The 15,016-nt window shown below is 69.1% G+C and carries 13 protein-coding genes; 12 read left to right on the top strand and 1 reads right to left on the bottom strand.

The features are described 5' to 3' along the window. Positions 1-263: 263 nt before the first annotated feature. From ACFQE5_RS19790 to ACFQE5_RS19735, 12 genes are all read left to right on the top strand, one after another. The gene (locus ACFQE5_RS19790) at positions 264-1,613 is read left to right on the top strand and encodes an ABC transporter substrate-binding protein (RefSeq protein WP_379587120.1); all 1,350 of its coding nucleotides are present in this window, start codon (positions 264-266) and stop codon (positions 1,611-1,613) included. Continuing rightward, the gene (locus ACFQE5_RS19785; protein WP_379587118.1) at positions 1,594-2,496 is read left to right on the top strand and encodes a carbohydrate ABC transporter permease; all 903 of its coding nucleotides are present in this window, start codon (positions 1,594-1,596) and stop codon (positions 2,494-2,496) included. Before ACFQE5_RS19790 ends, ACFQE5_RS19785 begins: the two co-directional genes overlap by 20 nt. 121 nt (positions 2,497-2,617) lie before the next feature. Next, complete coding sequence (locus ACFQE5_RS19780) at positions 2,618-3,412, top strand: carbohydrate ABC transporter permease (RefSeq protein ID WP_379587116.1); 795 nt, start codon at positions 2,618-2,620, stop codon at positions 3,410-3,412. A 24-nt stretch (positions 3,413-3,436) separates the two neighbouring features. Further along, entirely contained in the window at positions 3,437-4,564 is a 1,128-nt protein-coding gene (locus ACFQE5_RS19775; RefSeq protein ID WP_379587115.1) for a mandelate racemase/muconate lactonizing enzyme family protein, read from the top strand. Next, positions 4,561-5,307 (top strand): FadR/GntR family transcriptional regulator, encoded by a 747-nt coding sequence (locus ACFQE5_RS19770; RefSeq protein WP_379587113.1) that lies wholly within the window; start codon positions 4,561-4,563, stop codon positions 5,305-5,307. The genes ACFQE5_RS19775 and ACFQE5_RS19770 overlap by 4 nt, the downstream gene beginning before the upstream one ends. Next, complete coding sequence (locus ACFQE5_RS19765) at positions 5,304-5,783, top strand: dimethylsulfonioproprionate lyase family protein (RefSeq protein WP_379587111.1); 480 nt, start codon at positions 5,304-5,306, stop codon at positions 5,781-5,783. The genes ACFQE5_RS19770 and ACFQE5_RS19765 overlap by 4 nt, the downstream gene beginning before the upstream one ends. Next, positions 5,776-6,243: a gluconate 2-dehydrogenase subunit 3 family protein gene (locus tag ACFQE5_RS19760; protein WP_379587109.1), complete on the top strand. Its 468-nt coding sequence runs from the start codon at positions 5,776-5,778 to the stop codon at positions 6,241-6,243. Before ACFQE5_RS19765 ends, ACFQE5_RS19760 begins: the two co-directional genes overlap by 8 nt. Beyond that, entirely contained in the window at positions 6,240-7,883 is a 1,644-nt protein-coding gene (locus ACFQE5_RS19755; protein WP_379587107.1) for a GMC family oxidoreductase, read from the top strand. Before ACFQE5_RS19760 ends, ACFQE5_RS19755 begins: the two co-directional genes overlap by 4 nt. Positions 7,884-7,921: 38 nt before the next feature. Beyond that, positions 7,922-9,460 (top strand): aldehyde dehydrogenase (NADP(+)), encoded by a 1,539-nt coding sequence (locus tag ACFQE5_RS19750; protein ID WP_379587105.1) that lies wholly within the window; start codon positions 7,922-7,924, stop codon positions 9,458-9,460. 23 nt (positions 9,461-9,483) lie between these two features. Then, positions 9,484-11,844 carry a molybdopterin-dependent oxidoreductase gene (locus tag ACFQE5_RS19745; protein WP_379587103.1) on the top strand — a complete coding sequence of 787 codons (2,361 nt, stop codon included), beginning with the start codon at positions 9,484-9,486 and terminating at the stop codon, positions 11,842-11,844. Beyond that, on the top strand, positions 11,841-13,298 hold the full coding sequence (locus ACFQE5_RS19740) for an aldehyde dehydrogenase family protein (protein WP_379587101.1): 1,458 nt from the start codon (positions 11,841-11,843) through the stop codon (positions 13,296-13,298). The genes ACFQE5_RS19745 and ACFQE5_RS19740 overlap by 4 nt, the downstream gene beginning before the upstream one ends. A gap of 9 nt (positions 13,299-13,307) precedes the next feature. After that, on the top strand, positions 13,308-14,399 hold the full coding sequence (locus ACFQE5_RS19735; protein WP_379587099.1) for an ABC transporter ATP-binding protein: 1,092 nt from the start codon (positions 13,308-13,310) through the stop codon (positions 14,397-14,399). On the opposite strand, the gene ACFQE5_RS19730 is transcribed toward ACFQE5_RS19735, so the two are convergent. Continuing rightward, the coding region (locus ACFQE5_RS19730) for an MFS transporter (protein ID WP_379587097.1) at positions 14,307-15,016 on the bottom strand (710 nt) is incomplete at its 5' end. The genes ACFQE5_RS19735 and ACFQE5_RS19730 overlap by 93 nt on opposite strands.

Genomic DNA, 15,016 nt, shown 5'->3' with positions numbered 1-15,016 from the left:
AGGCGAGATCCACCTGACGGGGTGAACGAGGGGGCGCGTTGCCGTGGGGTTGTCGCTCCGTGCAGGGTGAGCGGCGCGGGTACAGGGTGGGCAGCGAGGTCGGGTCGTCATCCCGGGCACTTGACAGCGCGGGGGCCAGATGTTGAACTCTCCGCCAACTGGTATGACCAGTTGTCCAGCAGACCAGAGCCGGGCTGCGTGACTCGGCGGGTGGTTGGGCCCTGCATCGCCTCGAACTGCTGCCTCTCTCGGAGGGATTGACTGTGAACCCACCCCTCAGGGGCGCGTCGGTCATCGGCGGCCGCCTCGAGCTGTCGCGTCGGCGTCTCCTCGGCCTGACCGGAATGGCTGCACTCACGTTGGGTCTGTCCGCGTGCGGAAGCGGCTCGAAGGGCGGTGGCGGGGGTGACGGGAAAACCCTCAGCGTGCTCTTCCCGCAAACGCACGCCGGCGCCTCGGAAATCCTGAAGAAGGAGTTCGAGCAGCGGACCGGTGCGACGGTCAACGTGACATTGGTGCCCTACGACCAGCTTCAGCAGAAGGCCACGCTCGACGTCCAGTCCGGCGCCGCCGAATTCGACGTGTTCGACTCCTGGTACGTCTCGGTCGGAGCGCTCGCCGAAGGCGGCATCATCGACCCACTCGACGATCTCCTCGGCGACACGAACGTGGACACCGGCGACTTCATCCCGTCGATCTACGACGCATACTCGCTTTACCAGGGCAAGCGATACGGTCTGCCCTTCGACGGCGACACCCAGGTCCTGTTCTACAACCGCGAGATCCTGGATCGAAACGGCGTGGCGCCCCCGGCAACCTGGGACCAGTACGCCGCAGCGGTCAAGAAGATCACCCAGGCGGAAAGCGGCCGGGGGGTCTACGGAGCCGCGCTCATGGCGCAGAAGGCACCGATCATTCTCGGTTCCACCTATGCCAACCGGCTCGCCGGTTTCGGGGGAACCTTCCTGAACGCCGACGGATCTGCGGCGTTGGATTCGGCGGCGGCGCTCGGTGCCGCTCAGGCTCTGCTCGAGGTCGTCCCGCACGCGTTGCCCACCCCGGCCGAGACTGCCTTCGACCAGGCCCTCGCCGCCTTTCTCGGCGGCCAGGTCGCCTTCATGGAGTTCTGGACCGATCTGGGTGTCTTCGCCGAGGACCCGAGCAAATCCAAGATCCAGGGTAAATGGGGAGTGGTCACCCTGCCGACCGGCGGGAGCGCGACGAAGAGCGTCGCCGCACTGGACGCCGGATTCTGCCTGAACGTCTCCAGCGCGGCACCCAACAAGGAGCTCGCCCAGCAGTTCGTCACGTTCGCGACCTCGCGCGAGACCAACCTGCGCCTGATCACGACCACGGGTTCGGGCATCGACCCCAACCGCAGGTCCACGCTGTCGGCTGCGGAGTACCGGACCTTTGCGCCGCAGGTCCAGGCGGTCGCGACGGCATCGCTCGACGGTGCCCTCGTGTGGCCGACCTCGCCGCAGAGCCCGGTGCTGATGCAGTCCCTCTCCGACGCGCTCGCCGCGATGATCGCGGGCAACAGCACACCGGAATCGGCGCTGCGGTCCACCCAGACGGAGTGGGAGCGGATCATTGGTCGGCCAGCTCGGTAGCCGGAGCGGCCGAGCGAGGCGGCAGGCGAGGGCGGGCTGGCTGCTGTCCAGCCCGGCAATCCTCGCCGGCCTCGTGGTGTCGATCTACCCACTCGTTTACCTGTTGGCCGCGAGCGTATCGAAGTCGACACTGGGCCGACCATTCCAGGAATGGGTCGGCGCGGAGAACTTCTCCCGAGCGATCCAGGACGGCATCTTTACCGGTTCGCTCGTGCGCAGCACGCTCGTCGCGATTGCCAGCGCCCTCGTCCAGGTGGCACTCGGCCTCGGCGTGGCAGTGCTGCTGCGCGATCTCACCCGGGGGGTCGCGGTCGTCCGCACACTGATCCTGCTGCCCTTGCTCACCCCGCCGGTCATGGCGGCGGTCATGTGGAAACTGCTGCTGGATCCGAACGGTGGGGTGTTCAACGCCGTTCTTCGCGGCGTGGGACTGATCGACCAGCCGCTGTCCTTACTCGGCTCGCCCACCTGGGCGATCGTCACCATCTCCTTCGCGGAGACGTGGCAATGGACACCATTTGTGGCACTCTTGGTGTACGCGGGTCTGCTCACCTTGCCCAAAGATGTCTACGAGGCCGCGCAGCTGGACGGTCTGAACGCCTGGCAGACGTTCCGATTCATCACCCTTCCGATGATCACGCCGACGTTGGCCTCGGTATTCCTCATCAAGCTCATCCTGTCCTTCAAGCTGTTCGATCCGGTGTACATTCTCACCGCGGGCGGTCCCGGCGACAGCACGATGTTGTCGAGCTTTTTGATCTTCCGAACGGCGCTGCGCGAGTTCGATGTCTCCTATGCCGCCGCGATGACGCTGCTGCTGGTTGTTCTCATCACCATTGTCACGATTCCGGTGATGCTGCTGAACAAGCGGGCGAAATGGTGAACCAGGAAGAGATGCGATGTCACCCATAGAAACCGCTTCGATGCCCAAACCGGCCGTGTCGACGCGGTCCGCGGCAACGCGAGTCGACGCCGGGCCGAGGAGAACCCGGCGGGGCACGACGGTGGTCCGCCGACTCCTGCTCGCGGTCGTGCTCGCTGCGTCCGTCGTCCCGCTGCTGTACCTGGGGATCCTCACCCTGACCCCGCAGAGCGAGGTGCTGTCCGGCAGCGTTCTGCCGGGCCGGTTGACGACCGACAACTGGCCGGCGTTCTGGCAGCGGATGCCGATCCTCAGCTACGGCGTCAACTCGGTCGTGGCCGCGATCGCCGGGGCCGTGCTCAGCCTGGCGATCGCCACCCCGGTGGCCTATGCGATCGTCCGTTATCGAACGGGCGGGGAGTTCCTGCCGACATTCGTGCTCTCGGCGTTCGTCGCACCGCCGGTGGTGGCCGTCATCCCGATGTTCTTCCTGCTGCGATACGCCGGGCTGCTCAACAGTTCACTCGGCCTGGCGTTGATCTACGGGTTGGTCAACGTATCGGTCGCGACCTGGTTGCTGCACGGCTTCGTGGAGCGGATCCCGCACGAGATCGAGGAGGCGGCACAGATCGACGGCGCCGGCGTGCTCCGGACGATCTGGCATGTCGTGCTGCCGTTGCTCGCGCCGGGACTCGTCGCGACCGGAACGATCCTGTTGATCCTCAACTACAACGAGTTCCTCTTCGCCCTCACGGTCACCCAGCGAGCGGAGTCGCAGACCTTGCCGGTCGCGATCTCCCTGTTCCAGGGCGACCGAGGCGTCCAGTTCGGCCAGATGGCGGCGGCGTCCGTCACCGCCATGGTTCCGGTCTACCTCGCCGCGACCCTGCTGCAGAAGTGGCTGGTGGGTGGGTTGACCAGCGGCGGCGTGAAGTAGCAGTTCCTAGTCTTGGAGTGCACCGTGACCACCATTGAGCAGGTCGAGTTCGTCGGATTGCGATCGGCACTCGACCCCCCGGCGACCTTCTCCTGGGGCATGGCGTCCGAACGCAACGTCGGCCTGGTGCGCGTGCGGACCTCCGACGGCGTGGACGGGTGGGGCGAGACCAGCGTCACCTTCCCGCTGTGGTCGTTGGAGGAGCGGCACGCGACCGTCGACCGGGGGCTCGCGCCGCTCGTGACCGGCGAACCCTGCGGCGACATCGACGAGATCGCGGCCGTCATCGCCCACGCCGAGCGGAGCATGGCCCGGCTGCGGCATCTGTGGTCCCCGGTCGGCATCAGCGGCGCCATCGGCGCGCTGGAGATGGCCCTGCTCGATGCCTGGGGACAGTCACGGGGCGCACCGGTCTGGGAGCTGCTGGGGGGAGAGCGCGCGGCGGTTCCGCTGTATGCGGTCGGCTTCACCGGCGGCCCGGACGCGGCCGCGGAACAAGCCGTGCGGTGCGTGGGTGAGGGCTATCGCAGCGTCAAGGTCAGGGTCGGCTTCGGTGAGCAGACCGATCTCGCCCAGCTCGCGACCTTCCGGCGCGCCCTGGGGGCCCGGACCACGATCCTGGCCGACGTCAACATGGGCTGGGACCGGGCCACCGCCGCGGCCATGCTGCCCAAGCTCGCCGAGTTCGACCTCGGCTGGTTGGAGGAGCCGCTGCCGCGCGACGACCTGGCGGGGCTCGTCGAGCTGAGCGACATCTCGCCGGTGCCGCTCGCGGCCGGGGAGAACTGCTACACGCGGGCCGAGGCGCTGGCCCTGGTCGGATCCGGGGCGGTGCGCTACGTGATGCCGGACCTCGCGCGCTGCGGAGGACTGCTCACCGCGCTGGACTATGCGCGGGCGGCGCTGGACCGGGGCCTGCAGTACAGCCCGCACCACTACGCCTCGGACATCGGGTTCTCGGCGATGCTCACCCTCTGCGCCATCGCCGGCTCCCCGGCGCCGATCCTGCGCGACGTCAGCCCGTGGCCGTTGCGATCCGACCTGCTCACCCAGCCCGTCGACATCCAGGACGGCCAGGCGTGGCCATCCGCGGAACCCGGTCTCGCCCCTCGCCCCGATCCGGCCGTGATCGAGAAACATAGGGTGCTATGAGCGAACCCAAGTTCACCCAACTCACCCCGCAGCCGCTGTGGACCGCGGCGGTCGACCAGCTTCGTGAACTGATCGACACGGGCGCCATCCCACCGGGCACGCGGCTGCCGGGCGAGCGAACCCTGTGCGCTCAGCTCGGGATCAGCCGGGTCTCGCTGCGCGAGGCGCTGCGCGTGCTGCAGGCCATCGGCTACGTCGAGACCCGCCCCGGTGCCGGCACCTTCGCCCGGGTCCCCGACCCCGTCGAGCCGGAACAGGCGGCGACGTGGTTCGAGAACGACCTGCACGTGGTCGAGCTCTTCGAGCTTCGGATGCTCGTCGAACCCGGTGCGGCCGCGCTGGCCGCCGCCCGGCGCGTCGAGGACGACGTGGCCCGCATGCGCTTCGCGATCGACCAGATGCGCGACGCCGCCGCCCGCAGCGACCGGCTCGCGACGGTCGCGGCAGACGCGGAGTTCCACCGGGTTGTCGGCGCGAGTCTCGGCAACGACGCCGTCAAGAGCCTCGTCGAGTTCATGCAGGAGCGGTCCGGCGTGGAACGGCGGGTCTCGCTGAGCGTCCCCGGGCAGATCGAACGGGCGATCAACGGGCACCTCGCGATTCTCGAGGCGATCGCGGCCAAGGACGCCGAGGCCGCGCGACTCGCGATGCTGCACCACCTCGAGGACGCCATGAGATTTCTCCGGCAGCACACCGAACAGCACCGGACCGACAAGCACCATGAACAGAGGAGACAGCGATGAACCGCGCAGCAGCCGCGCCCCGGATCGACCCGGACTCGGCCACCGCGCAGCAAGACACCCGCGTCACCATCAGCCCCGCGGACTTTCTGCGGGGCGCGCCGATGGAGGCCGGGGGGCGGACCGGTGTCCGGGACCTCAAGCTGATCTATCCGGAGACCGGGTTCGACGCCATGAGCCTGTGCCTCGGTGTCGTCGAGATCGATCCCGGCTGTCATTCGCCGCTGCACCGGCACAACTGCGAAGAGGTGTACTACGTCATCTCCGGACAGGGTGAGATCGAGGAGTACGGCCGCCGCTACCCGATCCGGGCCGGGGATGCCGCGCTCAACCGGACGAACATCGAGCACCGCGTCTTCAACACCGGAGACGAGGTGCTCCGGTTGTGTGTCGTCGGCGGCATCATGTTCGTTCCGCTGCTGCCCGAATGGCCGACCGAGTCCCCCTACGAGATCCTCGAGCCGGTCAACGATGTCTAGTCCCGAGCAGCTCGCCGCATTGTTGAACGCCGCGGCCGAACGAATGATCCCGGCCACGGACACGTGGCCTTCGGCAACGGCCATCGGTATGGGTGAGGACGTGATCGCCGAACTGCGCGATGCCGAAACGGCCGAAGTGGCGGCGGCGCTGGCTCGGTTGAGTGGCGCGCAGGATTTCCGGAGAATGTCTCCGGAGGCTCAGGATGCCGCCCTCGCCGCATTGGAAAGGGACGATCCTCCTGGGTTCGGAACCCTCCGCCAGGTCATCTATCTGGCCTACTATGCGCAACCCGCGGTCATCGAGGTCCTGCGCAGGATGGGCCACGATCTCAACGAGGCCCCGCAGCCGGATGGATACCGGATGGACTCGTTCGACCCGGGTCGCGTTCCGCAGGACGGGCGCGGCGTATGGATCCCCACCGAGCAGGTGACCCGCGTATCCGAGGGGTGTGTCAGATGAATGCCGACAGCATCGAGGACATGCCGCGCGCCGAGGTGCTGGTCATCGGTGCCGGAATGGCAGGTGGGGCCATCACCTGTTCGCTCGCCGAAGCCGGCGTCGATGTGGTCTGCCTCGAACAGGGTCAGTGGATCCCTGGTGAGCGACGCCCGCACGCCGACCGCCACTACGAGCTGCGCCGGGCCTTCGACTGGTCGACCTCGCCGAACCGGCGCCGGTGGGAGACCGACTATCCGATCGGGACGCCGGGTCTGCAGCCGCTCATGCTCAACGCGGTCGGCGGTTCCACCGCCATCTACACCGCCGCGTGGCCTCGGTTCCGCCCGTCGGACTTCGTCAAGGACGTCGAGCACGGCTTGTCGCCCAACTGGCCATACACCTACGAGGATCTCGAGCCGTACTACGACCTCAACGACGCGGACATGGGCGCCAGCGGGCTGGCGGGCGATCCGGGCGCCGCACCTCGGTCGGCGTACCCCAACCCGCCGTTGCCGCTGGGGAAGCGCGGGGAGCGGTTCGCGTCGGCGTGCGAAAGGCTCGGCTGGCACTGGTGGCCGTTCCCGATGGCGGTCAACTCTCGCGACTACCGCGGCCGGCCCGCCTGCAACTACTGCGGAGACTGCCAGAGCGGATGCCCGCGGGACTCGCTGGCCGGCTCGCACAACACGTACTGGCCGCGCGCCGTCGCCGCGGGCGCCGACCTGCGCACCGGGGCCAGGGTCGAGCGCATCCTCACCGGCGCGTCGGGAGAGGCGATCGGCGCGATCTACGTCGACCGGGCGAGCGGCAGGCGGTACCGGCAACTGGCCGATCTCACCGTCGTGTGCTGCAACGGCATCGGCACCCCGCGGCTGCTGCTCAACTCCGCGTCCGAACGCCACCCCAACGGACTGGCGAACTCCAGCGACCAGGTGGGCCGCAACCTGATGTTCCACGGGTTGGCGATCGTCGAGGTCTGGACCGACGAGATCGTGGAGCCGCACAAGGGTGTCATCTGCGCCGCGGCATACTCCGAGGAGTTCGCGGAAACCGACGCCGCACGTGGGTTCGTCAACGGCTTCACCCTGCTCTGTTGCGGGATGAACGGTCCCGGTTATCAGGCGGCCGGTTCGCATTCAGGCAATGTTGCGCCCTGGGGTGACGCACACCACGAATGGTTCGAGCGGCACTATTCGAAGGGGTTCGCGATTCTCGTGCAGAGCGAGGACCTGCCCCATCCCGACAACCGAGTGACCCTGGATCCGGTACTCACCGACAGTGACGGGATACCGGCCCCGTACGTCCATTACGAGTTGCATCCGAATGACGAGGCGCTGCTGTCCTTCGCCTGCGACCGTGCCGTGGATATCGGTCGGGCGGCCGGTGCCCATGACATCAAGGTGAACCGCTTCATGGATGGGAACCGAACGTACCTCCCGCCCGCGTGGCATCTGATGGGAACGGCGCGAATGGGCACCGACCCCACGACATCGGTGACGGATGCGACCCACCAGGCGTGGGACGTCCCGAACCTGTACATCTGTGATGGGTCCTCCTTTCCCACCGGTGGGGCGGTAAACCCCACGAGCACGATCGGTGCCATGGCGCTGAAATGTGCCGACGGCATTCTCCAGCGTTTAGGTAAAACGACTTTTCGGTAGCGGTCGCGACCCTCCATCTCGTATCGGAAGAGACAGGTGTGAATCTCGTAACATCGGTCGATCCTCGGACCGGAAACAATGTGGAAACGGTCGCCGCCCATACCTCGGATGACGAGGTGGCCGCACAGTGCCGGGCGGCGGCGCGAGCCACCGGCGTACTCGGCGCGACCGAGCCGGCGCGGCGGGCCCAGCTCCTGCGGGCCATCGCGACCGAGCTGGAGAACAACCGCGACGGGCTCGTTCCCCTCGCCGACCGGGAGTCGGCCCTGGGGCCGGTCCGGCTGCACGGCGAGCTGACGCGCACCACGAACCAACTCCGGCTCTTCGCCGACGTCGTGACCGAGGGTTCGTGCTTCGAGGCGACGATCGATCACGCCGACCCCGCCGCGACGCCACCCGCACCGGACCTGCGCCGGGTGCTCGTGGCGATCGGTCCGGTGGGGGTCTTCGGGGCCTCGAACTTCCCCTTCGCCTTCTCGGTGGCCGGGGGCGATACGGCGTCGGCGCTGGCCGCAGGCTGCGCCGTCGTGGTCAAGGCCCATGGCGCACACCCCGCGCTGTCGGCGGCGGTGGCCCGGATCATGCGCGAGGTCTGCGTCGCGCACGGCCTGCCCGCCGAGACCGTGGGCCTGGCGTTCGGTCGAGCCGCAGGCCAGGCGCTCGTGCAGGACCCGCACATCAAGGCGGTCGGCTTCACCGGATCGGAGTCCGGCGGACGGCAGCTCTTCGACCTGGCGTGCGCGAGAAGCGACCCGATCCCCTTCTACGCCGAGATGGGATCCCTCAACCCGCTGATCGTCTCCGCCGGGGCCGCGTTGGAGAGGACCGAGCAGCTCGCCGCGGGTATCGCGGGTTCGGTCACCCTCGGGCACGGACAGTTCTGCACCAAGCCGGGCGTGATCCTGATCCCGGCCGGGGCCGCCGGTGACGCGCTGCTCGACCGGCTCGGCGCCCAGATCACCGCCGTCGCGCCGCAGTACCTGTTGTCGTCCGGCATCCGGGACGCCTTCCACGAGGGTGTCGAGCGCCTCCTGCGCACCACCCGGGTCGAGGAGGCCGCCCGCGGGTCTCGACCCGACGGCGCCGGCACCCTCGCGGAGGCGGTGCTGGCGCAGACCGACGCCGCGACCGTCCTGCACGACCGGTCGGTGCTGACGGAGTGCTTCGGCCCCGCGGCACTGGCCGTCCGCTACCGGGACGAGGACGAGCTGATCCAGGTTCTGGAGGCCGTGCCGCCGTCGCTGACCGTGAGCCTGCATGCCGGGGCGGAGGAGATCGGCCTGATCACCCGCGTACGGGACGTCGCGACGCGGCGCACCGGGCGGGTGGTCTTCGGTGGTTACCCGACCGGGGTCGCGGTCGGCTGGGCCCAGCATCACGGTGGGCCGTACCCGGCGACCTCGTGCTCGCTGTTCACCTCCGTCGGTGCCTCGTCGATCCGGCGGTTCCTGCGTCCGGTGGCCTATCAGTCCTGGCCGGACGCCCTGCTGCCGCCCGCTCTGCAGGAGGCCAACCCGCTCGGGATCCCCCGCCGGGTCGATGGGGTTCTGGAACCGGCCCACCCGGTGCGGGACTGACGGGCCGGACCGCGGAGCGAACCATGGGTCGACGCAGCGGCCGCACGGCCAGTCACTGGGGCAGCTACCTGGTGCGGACCGAGGGCGACGAGGTCGTCGAGGTCCGGGGCACCGGGCAGGACGCCGATCCCTCGCCGATCGGGCGCAACTACGTCGGTGCACTGCGCCATCCGGCCCGCATCCGGCGGCCCGCCGTCCGGCTGGGCTGGCTGCGGGACGGACCGGGCCCGAGCGGCGATCGGGGGGCGGACCCGTACGTCGAGATCAGCCACGACGAGGCGCTGGATCTCGTCGCGGGTGAGCTCGACCGGGTCCGCGGCCGGCACGGGAACGAGGCGATCTTCGGCGGCTCGTACGGGTGGGGCAGCGCCGGCCGCTTCCACCACGCGCAGTCGCAGGTCCACCGCTTCCTCAACGCGATCGGGGGCTACACCCGCTCCGTGAACACCTACTCGCATGCCGCCGAGGAGGTCGTGCTGCCGCATATCGTGGGAAACCGCGAGTGGTTCCTGCGGTCGGTCACCCGGTGGCCGGAGGTGGCCGAGCACACCCGGCTCGTCGTGGCATTCGGTGGGCTGCCCCGGCGCAGCGTCCAGGTGAACCCGGGGGGCGTCGGGGCGCACCTGAACGCCCGATGGCAGGACGCCTGCGCCGAGGCCGGTGTGGAGTTCGTCGTCGTCGGCCCCTCGCGGGACGACTCGGCGGCCGCGCTGCGCGCCTCCTGGCTGCCGCTGCGTCCCCACACCGACGTCGCGATGATGCTGGCGATGGCCCACACCCTGTTGGAGGAGGGCCGTTACGACCGGTACTTCGTTCAGCACTGCTGTGTCGGGTTCGAACACTTCGCCCGGTATCTGCGCGGCGACATCGACGGCATCGCGAAGACGCCACGCTGGGCCGCGCGGATCTGCGACGTGGCCGAGGCCGCGATCGTCGAGCTCGCGCGGCGGTTGGCCGCGACCAGGTCGCTGATCACGCTCACCTGGTCGTTGCAGCGCCAACACCACGGCGAGATGACGTACTGGGCCGGTATCGCGCTCGCCGCGATGGCCGGCTCGATGGGCCGGCCGGGCGGTGGGATCGGCACCGGCTTCTCGTCGATGCACAACGCACACGTGCACGACCGGTTCTCCGCGGCCGCGGCGCTGCCGCAGCTGGAACGAGCCGTGCCGACCTTCATCCCGGTCTCCCGGATCAGCGACATGCTGCTCAATCCCGGGCAGTCGTTCGACTACAACGGCGCCACCCAGCGGTATCCCGACATCAAGCTCGTCTACTGGGTCGGTGGTAACCCCTTCCACCACCACCAGGACCTCAACCGTCTGCTCACCGCCTGGCAGCGACCCGACACCGTCGTCGTGCACGAGCCGTTCTGGAACTCGATGGCCAAGCACGCCGACATCGTCTTCCCCGTCGCGACGTCCCTCGAACGGGAGGACTTCGCCCTCGGCGTCGGCGACCCGTGGCTGACGGCGATGGACCAGGTCGCCACGGCGCCGGAGGGCGTCGTCACCGACTACGAGATCTTCTCCGCGCTGGCTCGGCGGCTCGGTGCAGGCGACCGGTTCACCGAGGGGCGGACCGCGAACCAGTGGGTGCGGGAACTGTACGAGCGCACCGTCGAGACCTGCGCGGCCATGGACATCGCGCTACCCGACTACGACACGTTCCGCACGATCGGCGGCGTCGAGATCCCGATGCGCTGGGCGGGGCCCGTGGCCTTCGCGACGTTGCGGCAGGACCCCTCGGCGCACCCGCTGACGACACCGTCGGGGAAGATCGAGCTGTTCTCCGACACTGTCGCGGGCTTCGGCTACGACGACTGCCCGGGTTATCCGTGCTGGCTGGAGCCCGCGGAATGGTTGGGCTCGCCGCTGGCCGCGCGGTATCCCCTGCATCTGCTCTCGGTCCAACCGGACACCAGGCTGCACAGCCAGTTCGACCACGGCCCGCTCAGCCGGGAGGGCAAGGCAGGGGAGCGGGAGCAGATCCGGCTCAACCCGAAGGACGCGGCCGACCGCGGCCTCGGCGAAGGCGACCTGGTCCGCGTCTTCAACCAGCGGGGAGCCTGCCTCGCCGTCGTCACCCTCAGCGAGGGACTGCGCGTCGGTGTCGCGCAGCTGCCGACCGGCGCCTGGTACGACCCGGCGTGCCCGGGCGAGGTCGGGTCGCTGGACAAGCATGGAAATCCGAACGTCCTCACCCTCGACATCGGCACCTCGAAGCTGGCCCAGGGGCCGGTGGCGCACACGTGCCTCGTCGAGGTGGAGCTCTTCACGGGCGCACCGCCACCCGTGACCGCACATGAACCGCCGATCCTGCTCAGCCCACCGAGCCCGGCGGCGCCCGCCGTCCACCCAGCACTGCGAAGGAGCACGAGGTGACCATTGCCCGGTATGACCAGAACTTCATCGGCGGCCGATGGGTCCGCTCGTCCGGCAGCGAGCTGATCGACGTCGTCGACGCCAGCACCGGACGTGTCATCGCGAAGGGGCCTGCCGGCACCGAGGCCGACGTCGACGCCGCGGTCGCCGAGGCCACGGCCGCGCTGCCGTCCTGGCGTGCGCTGTCACCCGGCGAGCGCGCGGTGTACCTGCGGGCCATCGCCGACGGTCTGGAGGCGCGCCGGGAGGAGCTTGCCAGGACGATCACGAGTGAGGTCGGCTGCCCGATCGGGCTCAGCCGCACCCTGCAGTGCGTCACCCCGGTCCACAGCTTCCGCACCGCGGCGGCCATCGCGACCAGCTATCCCTTCGAGCGGGTGCTCGACAACTCCCATGTCGTCCGTGAGCCGATGGGTGTCGTGGGCGCGATCACGGCGTGGAACTTCCCCTTGCACCTGGTGACCGTCAAGAGCGCCTTCGCATTGGCCGCCGGGAACACGGTCGTCGTCAAGCCGAGCGAGGTCGCGCCGCTCACGGCGGTCATCCTCGGCCAGATCGTGGCGGAGGCCGGGCTGCCTGCCGGCGTCTTCAACGTGGTGTTCGGGACAGGTCCCGAGGTCGGCGAGGCCATCGTGCGGCATCCGGACGTCGCGATGGTGTCGTTCACCGGCTCGACGCGCGCCGGTCGGCGGATCGGCGAGCTGGCCGCTGATCAGATCAAGAAGGTGACGCTGGAGCTGGGCGGCAAGAGCCCGAGCCTGGTGCTCGAGGACGCCGACCTGGAAGCGGCGGTCGTGTCCACCGTGGACGACTGTTTGATCAACAACGGTCAGCGCTGCGACGCGCTGACCCGCCTGCTGGTCCCGCGCCGGCGGCTCGCCGAGGCCGAGCAGATCGCCGCCGAACGGGCGTCGAAGGCCGTCGTGGGGAACCCGCTCGACCCTGCCACGCAGGTGGGACCGGTGGTCTCGGCCGTCCAGCGGGATCGCATCGTCGCGCTGATCCGCTCGGGTATCGACGAGGGCGCGAAGCTGGTCGCCGGTGGCCCGGACGCTCCCGAACTCGACGCGGACCTCGCCACCGGGTTCTTCGTGACCCCGACGGTCTTCTCCGAGGTCACCGCGACGATGCGCATCGCGCAGGAGGAGATCTTCGGCCCGGTGCTGGCCATCCAGCCCTATGACTCGGCCGACGAGGCCATCGAACTGGCCAACGACACCGTCTACGGGCTGCACGCCGCGGTCTGGTCCGCGGACGAGTCCGACGCGATGCGGGTTGCCGGTCAGATCCAGGCAGGCATGGTGCGGATCAACGACGGCGCCTTCAACCCGCTCGCGCCGTTCGGCGGGTACAAGCAGTCCGGGCTGGGGCGCGAGTTCGGCGAATGGGGCTTCGAGGAGTTCCTGGAGGTCAAGAGCATGCAGACCAGTGCGAACAGTCGTCCGTGGATGTGAGGAGCACCCATGGCAACGGTACTTTTCGACAAGGCGACCCGGGTCTATCCCCATACCGAGAAACCCGCCGTCGACGCACTCGACCTGCAGATCTCCGATGGCGAGTTCCTGGTCCTCGTCGGGCCCTCCGGCTGCGGTAAGTCCACCTCACTGCGGATGCTCGCCGGCCTCGAGGACGTCGACGCGGGACGAATCCTCATCGGTGAGCGAGATGTGACGGAGATCCCGCCCAAGGACCGGGACATCGCGATGGTGTTCCAGAACTACGCGCTCTACCCGCATATGACCGTCGCCGACAACATGGGTTTCGCCCTTCGCATCGCCGGGGTGGGCAAGGACGAGATCCGCTCCCGGGTGCAGCAGGCCGCGAAGATCCTCGACCTCGAGCCCTATCTCGGGCGCAAGCCCAAGGCGCTGTCCGGTGGTCAGCGCCAGCGCGTCGCGATGGGCCGGGCCATCGTCCGGCAGCCGCAGGTGTTCCTCATGGACGAACCACTGTCGAACCTGGACGCCAAGCTGCGCGTTCAGACCCGGACCCAGATCGCGCAGCTGCAGCGGCGGCTGGGGGTGACGACGGTGTATGTCACGCACGACCAGGTCGAGGCCATGACGATGGGCGACCGGGTCGCCGTGCTCAAGGACGGCCTGCTCCAGCAGGTCGGATCGCCGCGCGCGCTGTACGACCAGCCCGCCAACGTGTTCGTCGCAGGTTTCATCGGGTCACCCGCGATGAACCTGCTCGATGTCACCGCCGTCGACGGCGGCATCGACCTGGGCGGGACCACCTACCGCGTGGAACGCGCGGTGCTCGCCGCGACCGGCGAGCACCGCGTCACCGTGGGCGTGCGGCCGGAGGACCTCGAACTGGCCGCGTCCGGGTTGCCGGTCACGGTGGATGTCGTCGAGGAGCTCGGCGCCGACGCCTACGTCTACGGAACGGCCACCGTCGGCCCGCAGGAGCATCCGATCGTCGCGCGGGTCGACGGCCGCCGTCCTCCGCAGAGGGGATCACTGATCCACGTCATGCCGCGGCCGGGACATGTGCACCTGTTCTCGGCGAAGGACGGTCGTCGCCTCGATGTACCCAGGTCGTCGGGCTGACCGCGGGCGGCCGGAACCCGCTGCCCTCGCGGCCGGCGCCGGCTCGTGGAACCGCTCGTGGACCGGCCGGATCAACTCGTTGCACACGAACGCGACCGCGAGCAGCACGATCATGATCGAGAATGACGTCGTGTAGCGCGCAGGTCCGCTCACGCCCGCCCCGATCCGGGCGTCGGCGACGGCGTTGACGATCACCGGCCCGAGGACCCCCGCCGTCGACCATGCGGTGAGCAGCCTGCCGTGGATGGCGCCGACCTGGTACGAGCCGAAAAGGTCGCGAAGGTACGCGGGGACCGTGGAGAACCCGGCTCCGTAGAACGACAGGATCAGCATGCAGCAGGCCAGGAACAGCGCCTTGTTCGTGTTGGTCGTGAGCGTCACGGTCAGGTACAGCAGCGCGCCGCCACCCAGGTAGAACCGGTACATGTTCCGGCGACCGACGAAGTCCGACACCGTCGACCACAGGAACCGGCCGGTTGCGTTCGCCAGGGAGAGGATGGCGACGAAACCCGCCGCCGCGGCGGCGAGCGCCTCGGGGCTCGTCGCGTCGGGGAAGAAGTCCTGGAAGATCGGGGAGGCGCGCTCCAGGATGCCGATGCCCGCGGTCACGTTGAAGC

Source organism: Pseudonocardia hispaniensis (assembly GCF_042658695.1).
Classification (GTDB): Bacteria; Actinomycetota; Actinomycetes; order Mycobacteriales; family Pseudonocardiaceae; genus Pseudonocardia; species Pseudonocardia hispaniensis.
The sequence above is the reverse complement of the archived record's forward strand: the minus strand, read 5'-3'. Positions and strand labels throughout refer to the sequence as shown.

Coding starts and splice junctions, on each gene's coding strand:
- ACFQE5_RS19765 (WP_379587111.1), top strand. CDS start 5,304: ATGAACCGCGCAGCAGCCGCGCCCCGGATCGACCCGGACTCGGCCACC.
- ACFQE5_RS19770 (WP_379587113.1), top strand. CDS start 4,561: ATGAGCGAACCCAAGTTCACCCAACTCACCCCGCAGCCGCTGTGGACC.
- ACFQE5_RS19760 (WP_379587109.1), top strand. CDS start 5,776: ATGTCTAGTCCCGAGCAGCTCGCCGCATTGTTGAACGCCGCGGCCGAA.
- ACFQE5_RS19755 (WP_379587107.1), top strand. CDS start 6,240: ATGAATGCCGACAGCATCGAGGACATGCCGCGCGCCGAGGTGCTGGTC.
- ACFQE5_RS19735 (WP_379587099.1), top strand. CDS start 13,308: ATGGCAACGGTACTTTTCGACAAGGCGACCCGGGTCTATCCCCATACC.
- ACFQE5_RS19745 (WP_379587103.1), top strand. CDS start 9,484: ATGGGTCGACGCAGCGGCCGCACGGCCAGTCACTGGGGCAGCTACCTG.